Origin of the sequence: Shewanella zhangzhouensis (genome assembly GCF_019457615.1) — a bacterium.
Classification (GTDB): domain Bacteria; phylum Pseudomonadota; class Gammaproteobacteria; order Enterobacterales; family Shewanellaceae; genus Shewanella; species Shewanella zhangzhouensis.
Genome location: NZ_CP080414.1, coordinates 4,189,262 through 4,207,116, shown reverse-complemented (window position 1 = coordinate 4,207,116; position 17,855 = coordinate 4,189,262). Strand labels below are relative to the sequence as shown.

The window sequence follows — 17,855 nt, the reverse complement described above, 5'->3', positions numbered from 1 at the left end:
CTTATTGCCCCGACTCAATTTGTGGGCTAAAGGCCTGCCGCTCTTGCTCCGACAGCGGCCCGCTTTGCTGCTTGCTGAAGCGGATATCGCTGACATCGCCATTGGGGCTGATAAGTTTCAGCCTGTCTGTGCTGGCTTTGTTTGTGCGCGTCTCGGTACCTTCAGGGCTTGCCTCGCTGACAAAACTGCCCTCAAGCTCAATGGCCGCAAACAGCGCCTTGATGTCGTCATCTTTTGGAGTGAGGCTGAGTTGCCAGCGATTGTCTGTCATGTTTAAGGTGAGCGAAAAATGCTGCGCCAATTTGGCCACATCGCCGCCCATCATCGCCTTGACCAGCATGGGCATTAAAGTCGCTGGGCCCGCCTTGGCATCCACCTCGGTTTGCTGCCACAGACCTTCACTGTCGCGGCTCAGCATGCGGGTTTCGCTTAAAATCAGTAAATTTTCAAAGGGCTGGCTTTGTGCCCACATCAGCCCCTGCTCGGGCGAGAACACGAAACTGCCGCGGCTGACCAGCGGCCGCTTTAACGCCTTGAGGGTGCGGGTCTGTTCAAACTCGCCGCGCACCGCGCCCTGTGGCTTAAGGGCAGTGCTGAGCGCCCCGAGATTGACGTCGGTGTTCTGGGCTGTGTCTTCTGCCTGCACAGGCAGCCAGACCAGCACGGATGTCAGTATTCCGATGCAAAACTTAACAATCAGCCCCATAGATACCTCTTTATGCGCTCAGCGTTAAACATTATGGCGAGCTTCAGCCGAAGCTCAGGCGTCTGCTTCGCCCAGCAGTGGGCGAATTTTGGCCTGAAATACCTCGGGCGTGACAAAGCAGAGTTCGTTATTGCTCATGTCCACAGCGGCTTGAATGGTGTAGCCCTTGGTAAGCCGCTCGCCACTTTCGGCATCCCGCACCTGATAGTTAATCCGTAAGCGGTTTTCCCACTCCACCAGATCGGCGCTGACGCGAATTTTCTGCCCGAATGTGCTGCTGCGAACATACTTTATCTGCACATCCACTATCGGCCAGGCAAAGCCGGATTCCTGCATCTGGCGGTAGTTGTAGTCGAGTTTGTCCAAGAGTTCACAGCGGACAATTTCGAAGTAACGCAAGTAGTTACCGTGCCAGGTGATCTGCATCGGATCCACATCGTGGAAGGGAATGATGATTTCCGTCTCGGCGTGAAGCAGAGATTTCATCGGCACACCTCCCACTCGGCGGCCTGAATGCGTGCCAGCGTCTGGCGCAGTGTGGCTTCGAGTGGTCTGTCTTCGGTCACCAGCGGGCAAGCCTCGCTGACCTGGGCCAGGGTCTTGGCCACGGACGCCGTGAGTGACGACTCACACAGCTCGCCCTGACGGATGCGCAGGCGCATGCCCTGCGCCATGGCGAGCAATGCCGCCGCGGCCACCTGCTCGGTCAGCTCCAGCACCCGCAAACAGTCGCGGGCGGCAATGGTGCCCATGCTGACTTTATCCTGGTTGTGGCACTCGGTGGAGCGGGAGAACACGCTGGCGGGCATGGTCAGCTTGAGCGCTTCGGCGGTCCAGGCCGACACGCCAATCTGCACCGCCTTAAAGCCGTGGTTGATGGGGCGGCGGGCACCTTCGGCGCCGGAGAGATTCGCTGGCAAGCCATTGTTAAATTTGGGGTCCATCACCAGCGCCATCTGGCGATCGATCAGATCGCTGATGTTCGCCACCAGATTCTTGAGGCTGTCCATGGCAAAGGCGATATGGCCGCCGTAGAAGTGGCCGCCGTGGAGAATGTGCTCGCCTTCGCCATCGACAATCGGGTTGTCGTTGGCGCTGTTGAGTTCGTTCTCAATAAACTGGCGCAGCATCGGCTGGGCGTCGGCCAACACGCCTATGATGTGGGGTGCGCAGCGGATGGAATATCTGTCCTGCAGCCGGTCGGAGTTGCGTGGATGCTCGTGGTGATTGAGGTCGTCACGGATCCAGGTGGCTACCTGGCTTTGGCCCGGATGGGGCTTGGCGGCAAACAGGATGTCGTCGAAATGGTTGGAGTTGCCCTTGAGGGTCAAGGATGCCATGGCGGTTATGCGCGACGACAGGCGGGTCAGGTAGTCGGCTCTATCAAAGGCAAGACACGCCAGCGCCGTCATTACCGCCGTGCCGTTCATCAAAGCCAGGCCCTCTTTCGGGCGCAGCTTCAGCGGGGTGATATTCAGCTTCTGGAACACTTCGCTGCTGGGCACACGTTCGCCGCGATAAAACACGTCGCGCTCGCCAATCAGTACCCCGGCCAGATAAGACAGCGGAGTCAAATCGCCGCTGGCGCCCACCGAGCCTTCTTCAGGGATAACCGGGCAGATGTCTTCATTAATCAGGGTTTCGATGCGCTCAAGCAGCTCAAAACTGACGCCGGACTTGCCGATGGCAAGTGAATTCAGGCGGCAGGCCATCACGGCGCGGGACTGCATTGGCGTCAACTCGCGGCCCATGCCGCAGCCGTGGAAGCGCGACAGGTGCAGCGGCAGTTCGTGCACCAGATCCAGCCCTACAGTCACAGTGCAGGAGTCGCCATAACCCGTGGTGACGCCGTAGACCACGCCTTCTTCGGCCAGCAGACTGTCGATAAAGCGGGCGCCGCGCTGGATGTATTCCACGTATTCCTGGTCGCGTCTCAGTTCAACCCTGGCACCTTTGGCGATGGCGACTACCTGCTCTATGGTCAGGGCGCCGTAGCCAAACTTAACAGTCTCTTTCATTTCAGTTGATTGGTTAGTCATTTTACCGTTCCTGTGGCGTCTGCCCGGGCCCAAAGCCTCATTGGCCGCGGCGCCAAAAATCGAAGAAGTTGAACCACTGCAGTGGCTCTTTGCGGGCGTAGTGCTCAAGCCTTTCGGCATAGCGCACCACCGCGTTTTGAATACGTTCACTTCTGCCGGCTCTGGGGCCCTTGAGGGTGTCTGCAAAGGGCTCCACATGCACCCGATAGCGGCCCTGCTCCCGCAGGCAAAACATCAGAAATACCGGGCAGTCCAGCAGGCTCGCCAGAATAAAGGGCCCTTGTGGGAAAGGCGCGGTTTCGCCAAGGAAAGGTACTTCCACCACCCGGCCTGCATTGCCGCTGGCGGTGCGATCCCCTGCTATCACCACCAGTTCGCCGGCGGCGATTTTGTCTGCCAGCATGATGGAAGTTGATGGGTCCAGCTCATTGATATGAATGAGGTTTAGGTCGCTGTCCGGGTTGAGCTGCTTCAGCACCTTGTTAAAGTTTTCGGCGTTGGCGGTCATCACCATCACGTTCACTTTGACTTTGCGCTGGTGGATGGAGATGGCCCGACAAAGCTCGAGGTTGCCAAGGTGCGATACCAGGAGCACGCCGCCCTGGCCGCGCTCCAGCATGTCTGCCAGCAGCGCCCGCTCGGGGAAATCGACTTCGCTCAGTTTAATCCGGTCGCACCAGGCATCGATACGGTCAAGGGCGGCATTGCCGAAGGCGAGAAAGTGCCTGAGGCTATGGCGCCAACCGACCTGTGGCTGAAGCTGGGGATGATTTGGCTCCAGCGCCTGTACCCGCTCCAGAAACTCAATCGACGCCTTGCGGGCAGCGCCGCCGGTCATAAAGAAATACGCAATCACAGGGTACATGATGGCGCGGCACAGCCAGTGGCCGCCGAAGCGGTAACTTTCGGCCAGCAGCTTAATGCCCCAATAGCTGCCCCGCTCGCTGATGGACGACCAATGGGTTTGTTTTCTGCCGCGGCCAAGCAGGCTTGGCAGGCGTTTGAGCATGCCAAAGAAGAGTTTGGTGTGCAGGGCGCTGATGCGCACGTTGTCGGCAAAGCCCTGAAAATGACTGACGCCGTTCTCGGGGTAAATCACCGCCGTGGGCACATGCACCACATCGACACCGCGCCAGTAGAGCTTCACCAGCACTTCGATATCAAAATCCATGCGCTCGCCAAGCTGCTCGCTTAAAAACAGCGCTTCGGTAGCGGCCAGCGGATAGACCCGAAAACCGCACATGCTGTCCTGAATATCGAAGCTCAGGGTTTCGACCCACACCCAGAAATGGGTAATGTAGCGGCCATAGAGGCGGCCCTTGGGCACAGAGTCATCATACTGGGGCCGTCCCGAAATCACTGCATCCGGGTGCTCGTTGGCGGCGCTTAACAGTTTTGGAATATCATCGAGGGTGTGCTGGCCATCGGCATCCACCTGCAGCGCGTGTGTAAAGCCTGCTTTGTAGGCGGCACGCAGGCCGGTCATCACCGCCGCGCCCTTGCCCCGGTTAAAGGGGTGGTGCAGCAGGGTCACCCAGGGGTATTTGGCATCGAGGGCCATCAGCAGATGGCAGGTGGCCTCGTTGCTGCCATCGTTGACCAGAAACACCGGCAGCCCCAAAGGCTCCAGTGTTTCCAGGGTGCGCTCGATGGCATGGGTGTGGTTGTAATTGGGGATGACTATGGCGACTCGCATCAAGAGTCCCCGCGCGCGGTAATCACAATCCGGCCTGAGCCGAAGCGACGCTCACCATCGCTGTAGGCGAAGGTGAGTTTGCCCTTGGCGGTGTTGTTGCTTATCAGCAAATCCACCTCGGTGCCGGGCAGTATCAGCTGCTGAAACTTAAGCACTTCAAGGCTTGCCACGCTGGCATCATAACCAAAATGTTCGCAGCCAAAACGCACTGCCCAATCGAGTTGAGTCACCCCCGGCAGTACGCTTTGCCCCGGGAAGTGGCCCTCGAAAAACGGCAGGTCAGCATCGATGGCGAGCCTGAGTCTCAGTTCAGTGTCTGTCTCTTCGCGCGCCAAAACCTGTGGCAGCAATGACTTAATCATGGATGAACAACTCAATCAAAGTTTGGTGAACGCGCTTGCCCTGTGGATTCAGTGGCAGCTCGTCCGGGTAACGCCAGCGCCTTGGCAGGGTGACCCGCTCAAATTCGGTTAACAGATGCGCCTTCAGCTGGTTGTTGAGGGCAAGTTTGCCCTCTTCGGCCAGCAGTGCCTTGCCTTTGTCTGACAGCTCCACCACGGCGCCAAGCTGGGTGCGGGGCTCAGTCAGCAGCACCAGCGCGGCGCGGCTCACCAGCGGATGGCTCTCAAGCAGGGCTTCCATCTGCACCAGCGACAGGCGCTTTTCTTCAATTTTGACAATCCTGTCCAGCCGGCCTTGCAGCACAAAACGGCCATTGTCATCGATGGCGATTTTATCTTCACAGCGAAGGGTCTCGGCGGGATTGTCGAGATAAGGCGAGCGCAGCAGCAGGGCGCCATCGTCGGCGCGGGTTATCTCAATGCCGGGAAAGGCCTGCCATGCCTCGGCGGCAGAGGCTTGTCTGCGCCAGCCAATGCCGCCGGTCTCTGTGCTGCCGTAGACCTCGATGGGCAGGCTGCCATAAACCTTCTGGATGCCACGGGCAGCGTCTTCACTCAAAGGGCCGCCCGATGAAAACACCAGGCTGGGTGAGTGAAATTGCCGCTCATTATCAAGTGCGTCCGGCAGGCGGCTTAACTGCGCCGGGCTACTGATAAGGCACAGGTTTGGCAGCAGCGCCGTGTAGTAACTCAGGGTCTCTGGGTATTCCACCAAATCACTTAAAAACGGTCGCCCGGCTGCCAGTGGCCAGAGAATTTTAAACAGCAAACCATAGATATGCTGGTGGGAAACGGTGGAAATAACACTGCAATGGGGCAGGGCGGCGGCAAAGGTGGTCTCGAGGGTGCTGACTTCGACGTCGAGCTGTTCGAGGGTCTTTTTCACCGCCTTGGGCTCGCCGCTGGAGCCTGAGGTGTATAAAGTCAGGCTGCCGCTGGGCGTGGTATCGGGCCAGGCGGCCGGTGTTTGGGCGGTTTCTTTTTTCAGGGCAACCCAGTCGTGGCCTTCACACAGGGGCACATCCGAGAGCACGGCATCGAAATTCTGGGTGAGCTGACTTAAGGTGCCGCTTTGGGTGTTGGGTGGCAGTACCAGCTCTTTGCCCGCCAGCAAACCGGCGCAAAGACCGATGGCGAACAAGTCGGAACTTTCGCAGGAGAGTAACCAGCGCTGTTCACTCTTGTGGCTGAGAGTTTGCCACAGATGATGCACCTGGGTGGTAAACAGCGCCCCGGTAAGAATATCGTGGTGATTGAAGCTTATCAGCTGCTGAGCCGCCGGGCCGCGTGTCAGGGCGTTGTAGAGCAGAGACGTCATCGCGATGCTATCCACATGTCAGGCACCTTTTTTCAGAATGAAGGTGCGGTACAACCACTCCCCGCCAGCCATTATGCCCATCAGAATGTAGGCAATCAGGCCGTTGTACAGGGTCCAGATTTCCAGGCTGGTAAAGTGGGCGGTATAAAAGGCCATGCCGCCGTTTACCACAAAGAGCAGGCACCAAAGCGCCGTGACTCTGCGAAGATAAGGTATGGCTTCGTCGGGCAGGTCCGCCTCGCCGAGGCGCGCCAGCCGCTCTACCATGCTGGGACCGCGCAGCAGTGACTGGCCGAACACCCCGAGCATGGTCAGGTTAATGACTATCGGGTAGTAGAGCAGCCAATCCTGACGCTTGGCCAGCAAGCTGCCGGCGGTAAGCAGTACCCCGGCCAGCAGCGGCAGTGCCATGGCTTTGAGTTGCTGGCGCTTTAACACCAACCGCAGCAATAGCAGCAGACACAGCATACCTGCCAGCACGCCGGGAGGCAGGTAATTCAGCCCCAGCCAAACCGCCAGTGGGTAGACGAGCAGCAACGCCGCCGTCAATACCTCAATAACCCGCATCAGCCCTGAACCAGAGCCTCGATGGCGTTAACCACATCTTCCACGGTGCGCACTGATTTGAACTCTTCGGGCTTAATCTTTTTGCCGGTGAGTTGCTGCAGCTTGATCACCAGATCCACCGCATCGATGCTGTCCAGATCCAGATCCTGATACAGGTTGGCTTCCAGGCTGATGGCATCGGCGTCGATTTCAAAATCGTCCACCAGAATGGTGGTCAGCTTTTCAAGAATTTGCTCGCGATTGTCCATAGCCTTACTCCTGACCACGCTGAGATTCGATAAAGCTGGCAAGGGTTGCCACGCTGTAGAAGTGAGCCTTGGTCGCGTCTGAGTTGGCTTCAATCTTCACATCGAATTGCTTTTTAATGGCCAGACCCAGTTCGAGCGCATCGATGGAGTCCAGTCCCAGGCCGTCGCCAAACAGAGGCGCATCGGTTTCTATATCAGCAATGGTCACATCTTCCAGGTCGAGGCAGTCGATGATCAGCTGTTTGATTTGGTCATGTAATGTCATAATTCTATTTCAAGTCTTTGTTTATAATAGTTTTCCATATCCCTGGTCAGTATTCGCGCCATCCTGGCATCTCCTCCTTCCTCGGCCTTATAGTCCATGGCGGAGATGGGCGTTCCTACCTCTACCGTCATGCCAATGGTGCGCCGGGGAATTTCCCACCAGGGGTCCTGTTTGGTCAGGCCAGGGGGCTTGGTGTGCAGCAACACAGGAAGTATGTCGCTGCCGGTACGCAGGGCGATATTGGCCGCGCCGCGCGCAAAAGGGTTTATCTGCTCGCCAAGCACGGTGCGGGTGCCTTCGGGGAAGATAATCAGATTGGTGCCGCGGCCAAGTACGTCGCGGCAGTCATCCAGCAGCAGTTCGGCGCCGCGGTTGGGAATATAACCCGCCGCCGACACCACGCCGCGCATAAAAGGGTTGCGCCAAAGCCCCTGCTTTACGATGCAGCCCGCGTTGGGCATCAGGCTTATCAGCACCACCACATCAATCAGGGTGGGGTGGTTGGCAATCACCAGCATGGCTTCGGCATTGGCGAGGCGCTCCACCTCTTTGGTTTCCAGTTTTATCACACCCGCCGCCGACAACATGTGCACAAAACCGCGAAACATCAGGTGCACGGCTTTTTGTACTCGCTTGATGCGAACCTCGGGTTTGCCGGGCCAGTATTTCAGCAGCGGTAAGATGGTCAGCGAGCTTAACAGGCCGCCGAGGCCAAAACAGATGTAGCACAGCATGCCACCCAGCCAGCGCGGCACATAGGCAAGCCCGGTCAGTCGGTGCTGACAGGGCGAGCGGCGCGCAAGCTTCTGGGTGTGCTCAGTCATGACTCAGGCTCCAGTCGAAACCGGACAGGTGGCCACGGCAGTTTTCACCTTTGGCAAGGCTTGCCAGCAACTGGCCGTAGCTCATGGGTTCGAGCTCGGCTCCTTTGGACAAGGTCAGTTGCGGCTTGCCGCAAGACTCTGGCGCCAGCATCATGCCCAGCGCCAAGGGCAGTTCAAATTCTTCTGTGTAGTCGTTATAGACGGGCGGCACAGGATCATCACCAAATACCAGCAGCAGCGGGCTTGGGTCTTCGCACAGCTGGGCGTAGGCTTCCACCATCGCCTGCGACAGGCTCTCGGTGCCGGCGGCGACTGAAGTCGAGGCAGCGCGGTTTTCGCTGAGAATGCCAAACAGGCCGCTGGCGGTGTTGTGTACCGACTGGCTGAAACCCATGGGGGATAAAGGCTCGCGGACAATGACACTGTGGAGCAGGTCGATGGTGCGATTCAGCTCGCCGTGACGTGAGGCAAACACACTGCGGCACTGGGATACGGGTTCACACTGGAAGGCCACATCGAGCATCATGCGGCTTAAACGGCTGAAGCGACGACGCTGCATTGCCGGCACCTGAGGCAGCGCAGGCGCAACAGTGCTGCTCGGGTCTGAGAGCGATTTTTGCCAAGCGGCCCAGCTATCCCTGTCTTGATAAGCCGGGGACCATCCCCCCCACGCCATCACGCTGAAAGTTAAATGCACTGCATTGCCTCTGACGCTGTTGCCAGGCGCCGTAAGTTATCCATCACTTGAGCCGCATTGGGCATGAATCGTTATTGCTCGATTTTGCGGACTGCTTACTGTTAAGTCCGTCTATTTTGGACTGAATATTCTATATCAAAACACCCTGATAACAGAAGCCCCCGGAGACCGCATGGTATCCGGGGGCAAGTTGTTAAATGACGGGGATTTATTGCAACAATGGTCGCAGTTTCTTAAGCGCGGCTTTTACCTTGCGGCTGTTTGTCGGGCCCATACGTATCATGAGTTTCTGCGCAGGTGGCAGAGCTTCCAGCTCGGGGTCGGCAAACTTGTAGTTGACGCTGAAGGTGACAAGCTCAATGGGTGATTCGATGATGGGCGCTGCCAGCAGCTGGTCGATAGCCTTGAGGCTGCGTTCTTTGAAACTGACATTGCCGTAACCCAATTCATCGAAGGCCTGCTCCAGCATGGGTGTCATCTGGGCATAGGTTTCCAGCAGCTTCTCCTCGTTTAAATTGGCAATGTAATTGGCATACAAATCGTAGCGCTTGTAGCTGTCGGGATTTAAATAGGTCTTGGCGGTGATTTCGCTGACGGTGAATTTCGCTTCGGGGCCCTTTAGTGGGCTTTGTTTACGCGCCAGCTGGCCTTCGGCCAGATTATCCATAAAAACCACGAAGTGGCGTACCAGATCCTGCTGGGCAATGATGGGTTCGACCGGCAGACTACCAGCCAATGCAATGGCTTTTTGGGTAGCAAAAGTATCGCTTTCTGCCAGCTCAGGAATGGGATCCACAGTGACTTCAGGTATTGCTTCTTCGGGTGTATTGGTCACAGGTTGTGGTTGAGGTTGGGCCTCAGGCTCCTGCTCGGGTTCGATTTCCGTCACCACAGGTTCGGGCAGAGGCGTGGGCTGAGGGGCTTCAGTCGGCACGTCCACCACAGGAGCAGGTTCGGGCGCACGGGTGAAATACATCCACAAGCCGGCGGCAATGGCAATCAGGGCCAGGATCAGCAGGGCCGACAGACGGTTGCTGCGCTGGGAGGTTTCTTCCTGCGGGGTGATTCTGTCTTCGGGATTGACTTGCATCTTGGCTCCTTGTTGCTACTGACCCGTGAAACATCCATTGTCCCAGTTCGCCGGTCGATGTCCATAGCCCAAGGCTGAACAAAAACAATATTTAATGCAGACGACTAAGCCTGTACGTATTGTTCGCGGCCGCCAAGCCAACGCTCGATTATGGCATCCACATTGTCGGGGGCCTGGCTCATCAGATGACGTGCCAGTTTCTGGATGTGGGGAATAAGCGCCTGATCCCGCACCAAATCGGCCACCTTCATTTGCGCAAGCCCCGTCTGGCGGGTACCCAGCACTTCGCCGGGGCCACGAAGCTCCAGATCTTTTTGGGCAATCACAAAGCCGTCGTTACTTTCCCGCAGCACCCCGAGACGCGCCTGGGCGGTAAAGCTGAGCGGCGCCTTATACAGCAGCACGCAGTGGCTGGCCACCGCGCCGCGGCCAACCCGGCCCCGCAGCTGATGCAGCTGGGCAAGCCCCAGCCGCTCAGGGTTTTCGATGATCATCAAACTGGCGTTGGGAACATCCACGCCCACTTCAATAACCGTGGTGGCAACCAGTAAATCGAGCTTGCCTGCCTTGAAGTCGGCCATAATGGCCTGCTTTTCGGCGCCCTTCATCCGGCCGTGCACCAGCCCTATGCCAAGCTCGGGCAAGACCTCTTTCAGGCCCTCGGCGGTGTCTTCGGCGGCCTGACATTCGAGTACTTCCGACTCTTCAATCAGGGTGCACACCCAATAGGCCTGACGCTTGTCCTGCAAGGCGGCCTGACGCACCCGCTCAATCACATCCAGCCGGCGGGTGTCGGGAATGGCAACCGTGGTGATGGGAGTTCGCCCCGGCGGCAGCTCATCAATAATCGAGGTGTCGAGATCCGCATAGGCGGTCATCGCCAATGTGCGTGGGATGGGGGTGGCGGTCATGATCAGCTGATGGGGGAAAAAGCCCTGCTGAATGCCTTTTTCGCGCAGCCCAAGGCGCTGGTGTACGCCAAAACGGTGCTGCTCGTCGATGATGGTCAGGGCGAGGCGGGAGAAGCTCACCTGCTCCTGAAAAATGGCGTGAGTGCCCACTATCATCTGCGCCGCCCCTGAGGCGATATCTTCCAGCGTTTGGGCGCGAGCCTTGCCTTTAAGCTTGCCGGCCAGCCAACCGACTTTAAGCCCCAGCGGCTCAAACCAGCGGGCAAAGTTGGCGGCGTGTTGCTCGGCCAGGAGTTCTGTGGGTGCCATCAAGGCGACCTGACAGCCATTTTCGATGGCCGCCAGCGCCGACAGCGCCGCGACCAGGGTTTTGCCCGAGCCCACGTCACCCTGCACCAGGCGCATCATGGGAGTGGCTTTGGCCATGTCGGCATGGATCTCTGCAACTACCCGTGACTGGGCGTTGGTTGGGGCAAATGGCAGACTCTCAAGAAAGCGGGGGATAAGCTGACTCGTGGCGGCGAGCGGCTCGGCGGCGTCCTGATTGCTGCGCTCGCGGATTTTCAGCATGCTTAAGTTGTGGGCCAGCAGCTCTTCCTGCACCAGCCGCTGCTGCGCCGGGTGCTGGCCCTGCTCCAACTGCCATAGTTCGGCATCTGCCGGGGGCCTATGCAGGGTGCGCACGGCATCGGCCAGGCTTAAACGGTTGGGCTGCAACGACTCCGGCAACAGCTCCGGCAGACCGCCTTCTTCCAATTGCTCCAGCGCCTGCTCGGTGAGCCTTATCCAACTGGCTTGCTTCAGGCCTTCGGTGGTGGGGTAGATGGGCGTCAGGGTGTCGGCCAGGCTCGGCGACTCGCCAGGCGCGGTCAGCTTGTATTCCGGATGGATAATTTCCAGCTGATGCTTACCGGTGCGGATTTCCCCAAAGGCGCGGATCATCATCCCCGGTTGCAAGCCATTCTTTTGCGCCATGGAAAAATTGAAAAAACGTAAGGTCAGGCCGCCGCTGGCATCGCGCACATTGCAGGTGAGCATGCGCTTGCGACCATTGACGATTTGGCTGGAAATGACTTCGGCTTCGACGGTGGCAGTGGTGCCTGGGATCAGCTCGTTGATGGCATAGATGCGGGTTCTGTCTTCGTAACGCAGCGGCAGATGAAACAGTAAATCCTGGACGGTATTAACCCCCAGTTTACTGAGTTTTTCTGCCACCCGGGCGGCCACGCCCTTGAGTTCGGTTACGGGAACAAGATCCAGTCTTTGCAATGCCTTGGCACCGGATTACTGTGAATTTATACATATACTAACAGAGAATCTTTTCGGAGCAACTTAGAGCAAACTGCTTCACTGCGGCGGCTCGAGCCACTTGCCCTCGGTTATCTGGGCAGAGCCAGGAAGTGCCTGGCAACGAGTCCCCTGCGCCTGGTCACATCAGCGCCAAAGGGTACTCCGCCAATGGGTGAGTTTGCGTGGTTAAGCAATGCCTTGCTGCAGGACTTTATTCATTGTTCCAGTAATGAAAAAGGGCCCTAAGGCCCTTCTTTCATGTAGGCAACACTTACTGAAACAGATCGTCAGCCGTGGTTTCCGGTGCCGTGGTGTCGTCTTCGGCGATTGCGGAATTGGCGTAATCTGTTGGCACTGTGCCTGCGGCAAAGTATTCAAATCCGCTGGTGTAATCGGTACGGCGGCTCAGCTTGCCCGAGCTGTAATCGATACGGGCAGAGACAATGCCTGCAGGGACCGGCATGGGTTTTTCTGGCGTGTCAGCAAGGGCCATAAACATAAATTCGTTCCAGGCTGGACCTGCGGTTTTCGCGCCCGCTTCCGCCCCGGAAATCTGGTCTTTGGCGCCGTTTGCGTTCCACGCAGTACGGCCAAGCTCGCGGCCATGGTCGTCAAAGCCCACCCAAACCGTTGTCACCAAATCAGGATTAAAGCCACTGAACCAGGTATCGCGTGACTCGTTGGTGGTACCCGTTTTACCTGCAATATCATGGCGTTTCAGCAAGCGAGCAGCGCGCCATGCGGTACCGTTCCAGCCAGTGCCCTTACTGAAGTCTCCGCCACCCCAAATCACGCTCTTGAGCGCTTCGGTGATAAGGAAAGCATTTTGCTCGGATATCACCCGATTTGCGTAGCGGGCTGCAGGATCGCCACATTGAGTTGAAGTACCTGTTTCGATTGTTGCATCCAGCATGGCTGGCGGCACAGAGGCTTCGGTGATCGCCGTATCCTCAGGCATCTCTTCCGGTACTGGTGCTTCGCAAGCCAATGCTGGCAGGGTCTTTTCGATCAGGTTGCCGGTGGCAGACTCGACTCTGTCGATAAAGAAAGGTTCCACCAGGTAACCACCGTTGGCGAACACGCTAAAGGCCCTGACAACCTGCAGCGGCGTGACTGAAGGAGAGCCCAGTGCCAGTGATTCATTGCGTGGCAAATCATTGGGGTCAAATCCAAAACGGGTCAATAGCTCAACAGTTGCATCTATGCCTGAGTAGCGGAGTGCTCGGACCGCCATCACGTTAATCGACTGCGCCAGGCCTACCCGCAGACGGGTGGGACCCGTATAAGTGTCCGGCGAATTTTTGGGGCGCCAGGCCGTGCCTTGGCTCAGATCAGGTTTGTTGATGGGGGCATTGTTGATAAGCGTTGCCAGGGTATAGCCTTTTTCCAAGGTGGCGGCGTAGATAAACGGCTTGATGTTGGAACCAAGCTGGCGTTTGGCCTGTATGACCCGGTTGAACTGGCTCTGACTGAAGCTATAACCACCCACCAGGGCGCGGATAGCACCATTGTGGGGATCGAGTGACACTATGGCGCTGGATACTTCCGGAACCTGGGATAATTGCCAGTCTTCTCCATTGTGGCGGATCCATACACGCTCGCCGGCCGTCAGCACATCGGTGGCCGTTTTGGGTGCAGCACCCTGACGGGTGTCACTGATAAATTTGCGCGCCCACTGAATGCCTTGCCATGGCAGGGTGACAGTTTCGCCGTTATTTCGCAGGACAGTGGCCTGTTGCTCCTGCACATTGATGACGGCTGCGGGCTCCAATTCCTGCACAGATGCGACTTTTTGCAGGGCACTGACAATGGTATCTGTTGTGGGAGCCTCTTCTTTCCAAAGCACCTCCGCTGCGCCACGATAGCCATGGCGCTCGTCATAGGCGTATATGTTGTTACGCAGCGCTTTCTGGGCTTTTAGCTGTAGTTCAGAATCTACCGTGGTGTATACGCTATAACCGCCTGTATAGGCTTCTTCTTCGCCATACTTTTGAATCATGTAGTCCCGTGCCATTTCCGAGACGTAAGGTACATACAGGTCTATCTCAGCGCCATGATAAGAGGCGGTGTTGGGTTCGGATATGGCCAGCTGGTATTCGCTGTCGTTGATGTAGCCCACTTCGCGCATCCGCATCAACACAATATTACGGCGATTGAGCGCTCGTTCGGCGGAGGTAATGGGGTTCAGTGTTGATGGGGCCTTGGGGAGACCGGCAATCACGGCCATTTCGGCGAGTGACAAATCTTTCAGATCTTTGCCGTAGTACACCTGCGCCGCTGCGCCTACACCGTATGCACGCTGACCCAAATAGATGCGGTTTACATAAAGCTCGAGGATTTCATCTTTTGTGAGCAATTCCTCAATGTGAAAAGAAATAAAGATTTCTTTCACTTTGCGGATAATAGTCTTGTCTCTGGTAAGAAAGAAGTTGCGCGCCACCTGTTGGGTGATGGTACTGGCGCCCTGTTTTTTCTCTCCGGTAGCAGCAAGCACAAAGGCGGCACGAATGATGCCAATGGGGTCTATCCCCTGATGTTCGTAGAAACGTGCATCCTCGGTGGCCAAGAAGGCCTGCAACAATGGCTTGGGTACGTCTTCAAGTTTCATTGGAATACGACGTTTTTCGCCGTATTGAGAGATAAGCTTGCCGTCCTGGCTGTATATCTTCAGCGGTGTTTGCAGCTGAACCGTTTTAAGGGTCGTAACATCAGGCAGGTCAGGTAAAACATAAAAATATGCCGCAATAATAGCGCCTACTCCGAGTAAGGCTAAACTAAAGAGGGCAATGAGAATACGTTTTAGCCACTTCACCAGATAATTCCAAAATAGTTTACGAAGGCCACAGTATATAAGGGCAAATGGCTAGGGTGAAGTAAAAAGCAGCGTCAAAAAATTGCCATTTGTAAAACCTATAAACATTCTATACAAATAAGTATAACGAGTTGATTTTGTGCTACTCTATCTCTGCAACCTAAAACTAAAGTGACAATGGACTATGCTTTCAAATCTATGGAAGCGTCAGGCTCCGCAGATGGTGGGGATCGACATTGGCTCCCATGAAGTCAAGGCGATTCTGCTGAGCAAGACGGCTGATGGTTATAAAATTGTAAGTCACGCTGCTGTTCCCGTGAAAAAGGGAGCCGTAAACGATCACGATATTCGTGATGCTGCGGCCGTTGTTGACTGTTTGCGTCAGCTGAGGCGCGCCCTCCCAAAGAGTTGCAAATTTGCAGCTGTTGCAGTCTCTGGGTCTGCGGTGATGACCAAGGTGATCTACATGGATGCTTCGCTCAGCGAGGCTGAAATGGAAGCGCAAATTGAGATCGAAGCCGATAACCTTATCCCTTACTCTCTCGATGAAGTCAGCATCGATTTTGAAACCCTGAGCGTTAACAGTATTGACCCCAGCAAAGTCGATGTGCTTCTGAGCGCTTGTCGAACAGAGAATATCGATGCCCGGGTGGATGCGCTCGACGAAGTCGACCTTGAGACCAAGGTAGTCGATATCGAGGGGTATGCGCTGGGCCGTTCGGCAGAGCTGATTTTTGGCCAACTTCCAGAAGGAGCGAGCCAGAAGGTTGTTGCCATGGTCGATATTGGTGCCAACATGACCACCTTTGCTGTTGTCGACCAGGGTGAAACCGCTTTTACCCGCGAACAGGCCTTCGGTGGCGAGCAATTCACCCAGTCTATTTTGTCTTTTTACGGCATGTCCTATGAACAAGCTGAAAAAGCCAAAGTAGAAGGTGATTTGCCTCGTAACTATATGTTCGAAGTGCTATCTCCTTTCCAAACACAGCTTTTGCAGCAGATTAAGAGAACGCTGCAAATCTACTGCACCTCCAGCGGCAGAGATAAAGTGGATTACATAGTGCTGTGTGGTGGAACCTCCCGTCTGGAAGGCATGGCTAACCTGCTGACCAATGAACTGGGTGTCCACACCGTAATTGCCGACCCTTTCCAGGGAAATTTGCATGCCGACGATTCTGTTAAATCCACCTTGCAACCCAGTATCAGTAAATACATGGTTGCCTGTGGCCTGGCATTAAGGAGCTACGGTCAATGGCGAACATAAATCTGTTGCCCTGGCGTGAAGAGGCCAGGGAAAAACAAAAACGTGATTATATTGGCGCACTGGCACTCGTATTCCTGTTGTCGGCTTTCTTGGTCTTTGCTTGTTTACAGGTCATCGACATGATGACGGATGAACAAAAAGCGAGAAATGCGTTTCTGACCACTGAGATCCAGCTGCTCGAAAAGCAAATCGCCGAGATTAAGAAGATTACCGAACGCAAAAAAGATATCGAGCGTCGCACAGATATTATTTTGAATTTGCAGCAGGCAAGAAATCTTCCTACTCACGTACTCGATGAGCTGGTGCGTGTTGTGCCACCCGGCATCTATCTTTCAAGCATTGAAAAGAAAGGCGCTATGGTGTGGATTGAGGGACGCAGCGAGTCCAATAACAACGTTGCCAACATGATGCGTAAAATGAAGACCTCTGCTTGGCTCGATGACCCAGTGATGCAAAGTATTGTGTCGCAAAATGACGAGCTTCGAAAACTGCAGCGATTCAGTCTGAAAGTAACAGTCGTTGATAAAGCCGCCCAAGAGCTGGAAAAAGCGGCCGCCAGTAAACAAGGAGCGGCAAAATGAAGCTGGATCTGAGCGAATTCAACGACATTGACTTTGAGAACATTGGTGGCTGGCCAGCCCAGGTAAAGGTCGTATTTGCCATTCTCCTGGCCGTGATTGTGGGTGTTGCCAGTTATTTTCTGTTTATTTCAGATGCTATCGATGGCTTGAAGAGAGAGCAGGATAAGGAAGTGCAACTTAGGCAGGATTTCCAGAAAAAGTATCAACTGGCTGCCAACCTCAAGCTGTACAGAGAGCAGCTGAAGGAGATGGAAGCTCAGTTTGCCGAGCTGCTGAAAATGTTGCCGTCAGAAAATGAAATGGATGGCTTGCTTGATGATGTGACCTTTGTGGCCACCGACTCGGGACTCCATATAGAGAGTCTTGACTGGGAAGGCGCAGTCCAACGTGATTTTTATATCGAGTTTCCCATTAAAATGGTGGTGAGCGGCGATTATCATCAAATGGGCAGCATGGTCAGTGGGGTGGCTAAATTGCCCCGTATTGTCAGCTTGCATGACTTTGTGATTAAGCATCAGGATGGTGACATTCTGACCATGGACATTCTGGCCAAAACCTACCGCTTTAAAGAAGGGGCGGAATTGCCTCCAGAGAAAGACGCCAAGAAGGCTAAGGGAGGCAAGAAATGAAACGAGTCTTGCCGTTAGCCACTATCTTACTGTTTTTGACTGGTTGTATTGGCGATCGTAGCGATTTGGAACTATTTGTTACTACAACCAAAGCTCAGCACGTTGCCAAGATTCCACCGCTGAAAAAGCCCCCCGTGTTTGAGCATTTTGCTTACCAGGCGGAGTTGCTCCGCAGCCCCTTCGTTCCTCCCTCGAGGGAGCTGACCGAAGAAGCAGTGGATGTTTCCAAAGATTGTACTCAACCCGATCTCAAGCGTCGTAAGGGAAGACTGGAAACCTATGCATTGGATAATCTGAAGATGCGGGGCACCTTGACCCAGGACAAGCGCATTTGGGCGTTGGTGCAAACCAATGATGGCAATGTATTCCGCTTGGGAGTGGGAGACTATCTGGGGCTTTACCACGGCCGTATTAGTAAAGTCACGCCACAAAACGTTGAAGTAATAGAATTAATTCCGGACGGTTCCGGCTGCTGGGCAGAGCGCTCCAGCACCCTGGAATTGGCCGGAGAATAACC

At 55.6% G+C, this 17,855-nt stretch carries 18 protein-coding genes; 4 read left to right on the top strand and 14 right to left on the bottom strand.

The features are described 5' to 3' along the window. Position 1: 1 nt before the first annotated feature. The 14 genes from K0H63_RS18530 to K0H63_RS18465 all read right to left on the bottom strand — a co-directional run bounded on the left by K0H63_RS18530 (position 2) and on the right by K0H63_RS18465 (position 14,864). Positions 2–706 carry an outer membrane lipoprotein carrier protein LolA gene (locus K0H63_RS18530; RefSeq protein WP_220065950.1) on the bottom strand — a complete coding sequence of 235 codons (705 nt, stop codon included), beginning with the start codon at positions 704–706 and terminating at the stop codon, positions 2–4. A gap of 54 nt (positions 707–760) precedes the next feature. Continuing rightward, positions 761–1,192 carry an acyl-CoA thioesterase gene (locus tag K0H63_RS18525; RefSeq protein WP_220065949.1) on the bottom strand — a complete coding sequence of 144 codons (432 nt, stop codon included), beginning with the start codon at positions 1,190–1,192 and terminating at the stop codon, positions 761–763. Further along, the gene (locus K0H63_RS18520; protein WP_220065948.1) at positions 1,189–2,745 is read right to left on the bottom strand and encodes an HAL/PAL/TAL family ammonia-lyase; all 1,557 of its coding nucleotides are present in this window, start codon (positions 2,743–2,745) and stop codon (positions 1,189–1,191) included. Before K0H63_RS18520 ends, K0H63_RS18525 begins: the two co-directional genes overlap by 4 nt. Before the next feature lie 37 nt (positions 2,746–2,782). Further along, entirely contained in the window at positions 2,783–4,441 is a 1,659-nt protein-coding gene (locus tag K0H63_RS18515) for a glycosyltransferase family 2 protein (RefSeq protein ID WP_220065947.1), read from the bottom strand. Further along, the gene (locus tag K0H63_RS18510; protein ID WP_220065946.1) at positions 4,441–4,803 is read right to left on the bottom strand and encodes an ApeI family dehydratase; all 363 of its coding nucleotides are present in this window, start codon (positions 4,801–4,803) and stop codon (positions 4,441–4,443) included. The genes K0H63_RS18515 and K0H63_RS18510 overlap by 1 nt, the downstream gene beginning before the upstream one ends. Then, on the bottom strand, positions 4,796–6,160 hold the full coding sequence (locus tag K0H63_RS18505; protein ID WP_220065945.1) for an AMP-binding protein: 1,365 nt from the start codon (positions 6,158–6,160) through the stop codon (positions 4,796–4,798). Before K0H63_RS18505 ends, K0H63_RS18510 begins: the two co-directional genes overlap by 8 nt. An 18-nt stretch (positions 6,161–6,178) precedes the next feature. After that, entirely contained in the window at positions 6,179–6,727 is a 549-nt protein-coding gene (locus tag K0H63_RS18500) for a COG4648 family protein (protein WP_220065944.1), read from the bottom strand. Then, positions 6,727–6,975: an acyl carrier protein gene (locus K0H63_RS18495; RefSeq protein ID WP_126168558.1), complete on the bottom strand. Its 249-nt coding sequence runs from the start codon at positions 6,973–6,975 to the stop codon at positions 6,727–6,729. The genes K0H63_RS18500 and K0H63_RS18495 overlap by 1 nt, the downstream gene beginning before the upstream one ends. Positions 6,976–6,979: 4 nt before the next feature. After that, a complete protein-coding gene (locus tag K0H63_RS18490) occupies positions 6,980–7,240 on the bottom strand; it encodes a phosphopantetheine-binding protein (RefSeq protein ID WP_011761486.1) in 261 nt (86 codons plus the stop codon). Next, entirely contained in the window at positions 7,237–8,064 is an 828-nt protein-coding gene (locus tag K0H63_RS18485; RefSeq protein ID WP_126168557.1) for a lysophospholipid acyltransferase family protein, read from the bottom strand. Before K0H63_RS18485 ends, K0H63_RS18490 begins: the two co-directional genes overlap by 4 nt. Beyond that, complete coding sequence (locus K0H63_RS18480; RefSeq protein ID WP_220065943.1) at positions 8,057–8,761, bottom strand: beta-ketoacyl synthase chain length factor; 705 nt, start codon at positions 8,759–8,761, stop codon at positions 8,057–8,059. Before K0H63_RS18480 ends, K0H63_RS18485 begins: the two co-directional genes overlap by 8 nt. Before the next feature lie 208 nt (positions 8,762–8,969). Then, positions 8,970–9,851 carry a DUF3014 domain-containing protein gene (locus tag K0H63_RS18475; protein WP_220065942.1) on the bottom strand — a complete coding sequence of 294 codons (882 nt, stop codon included), beginning with the start codon at positions 9,849–9,851 and terminating at the stop codon, positions 8,970–8,972. 104 nt (positions 9,852–9,955) lie between these two features. Then, the gene (gene recG, locus K0H63_RS18470; RefSeq protein WP_220065941.1) at positions 9,956–12,031 is read right to left on the bottom strand and encodes an ATP-dependent DNA helicase RecG; all 2,076 of its coding nucleotides are present in this window, start codon (positions 12,029–12,031) and stop codon (positions 9,956–9,958) included. Between the two features lie 292 nt (positions 12,032–12,323). Beyond that, on the bottom strand, positions 12,324–14,864 hold the full coding sequence (locus K0H63_RS18465) for a penicillin-binding protein 1A (RefSeq protein ID WP_220065940.1): 2,541 nt from the start codon (positions 14,862–14,864) through the stop codon (positions 12,324–12,326). A gap of 184 nt (positions 14,865–15,048) precedes the next feature. Between K0H63_RS18465 and K0H63_RS18460 the strand changes: the two genes are divergently transcribed. The 4 genes from K0H63_RS18460 to K0H63_RS18445 are packed head-to-tail and all read left to right on the top strand — an operon-like array spanning position 15,049 to position 17,853. After that, positions 15,049–16,128, top strand: coding sequence for a pilus assembly protein PilM (locus K0H63_RS18460; protein ID WP_220065939.1), 1,080 nt, complete (start codon positions 15,049–15,051; stop codon positions 16,126–16,128). After that, the gene (locus K0H63_RS18455) at positions 16,116–16,709 is read left to right on the top strand and encodes a PilN domain-containing protein (RefSeq protein WP_011761479.1); all 594 of its coding nucleotides are present in this window, start codon (positions 16,116–16,118) and stop codon (positions 16,707–16,709) included. Before K0H63_RS18460 ends, K0H63_RS18455 begins: the two co-directional genes overlap by 13 nt. After that, a complete protein-coding gene (locus K0H63_RS18450; protein ID WP_220065938.1) occupies positions 16,706–17,338 on the top strand; it encodes a type IV pilus inner membrane component PilO in 633 nt (210 codons plus the stop codon). The genes K0H63_RS18455 and K0H63_RS18450 overlap by 4 nt, the downstream gene beginning before the upstream one ends. After that, positions 17,335–17,853, top strand: a complete 519-nt coding sequence (locus K0H63_RS18445; RefSeq protein ID WP_220065937.1) for a pilus assembly protein PilP — start codon at positions 17,335–17,337, stop codon at positions 17,851–17,853. Before K0H63_RS18450 ends, K0H63_RS18445 begins: the two co-directional genes overlap by 4 nt. Positions 17,854–17,855: the final 2 nt, after the last annotated feature.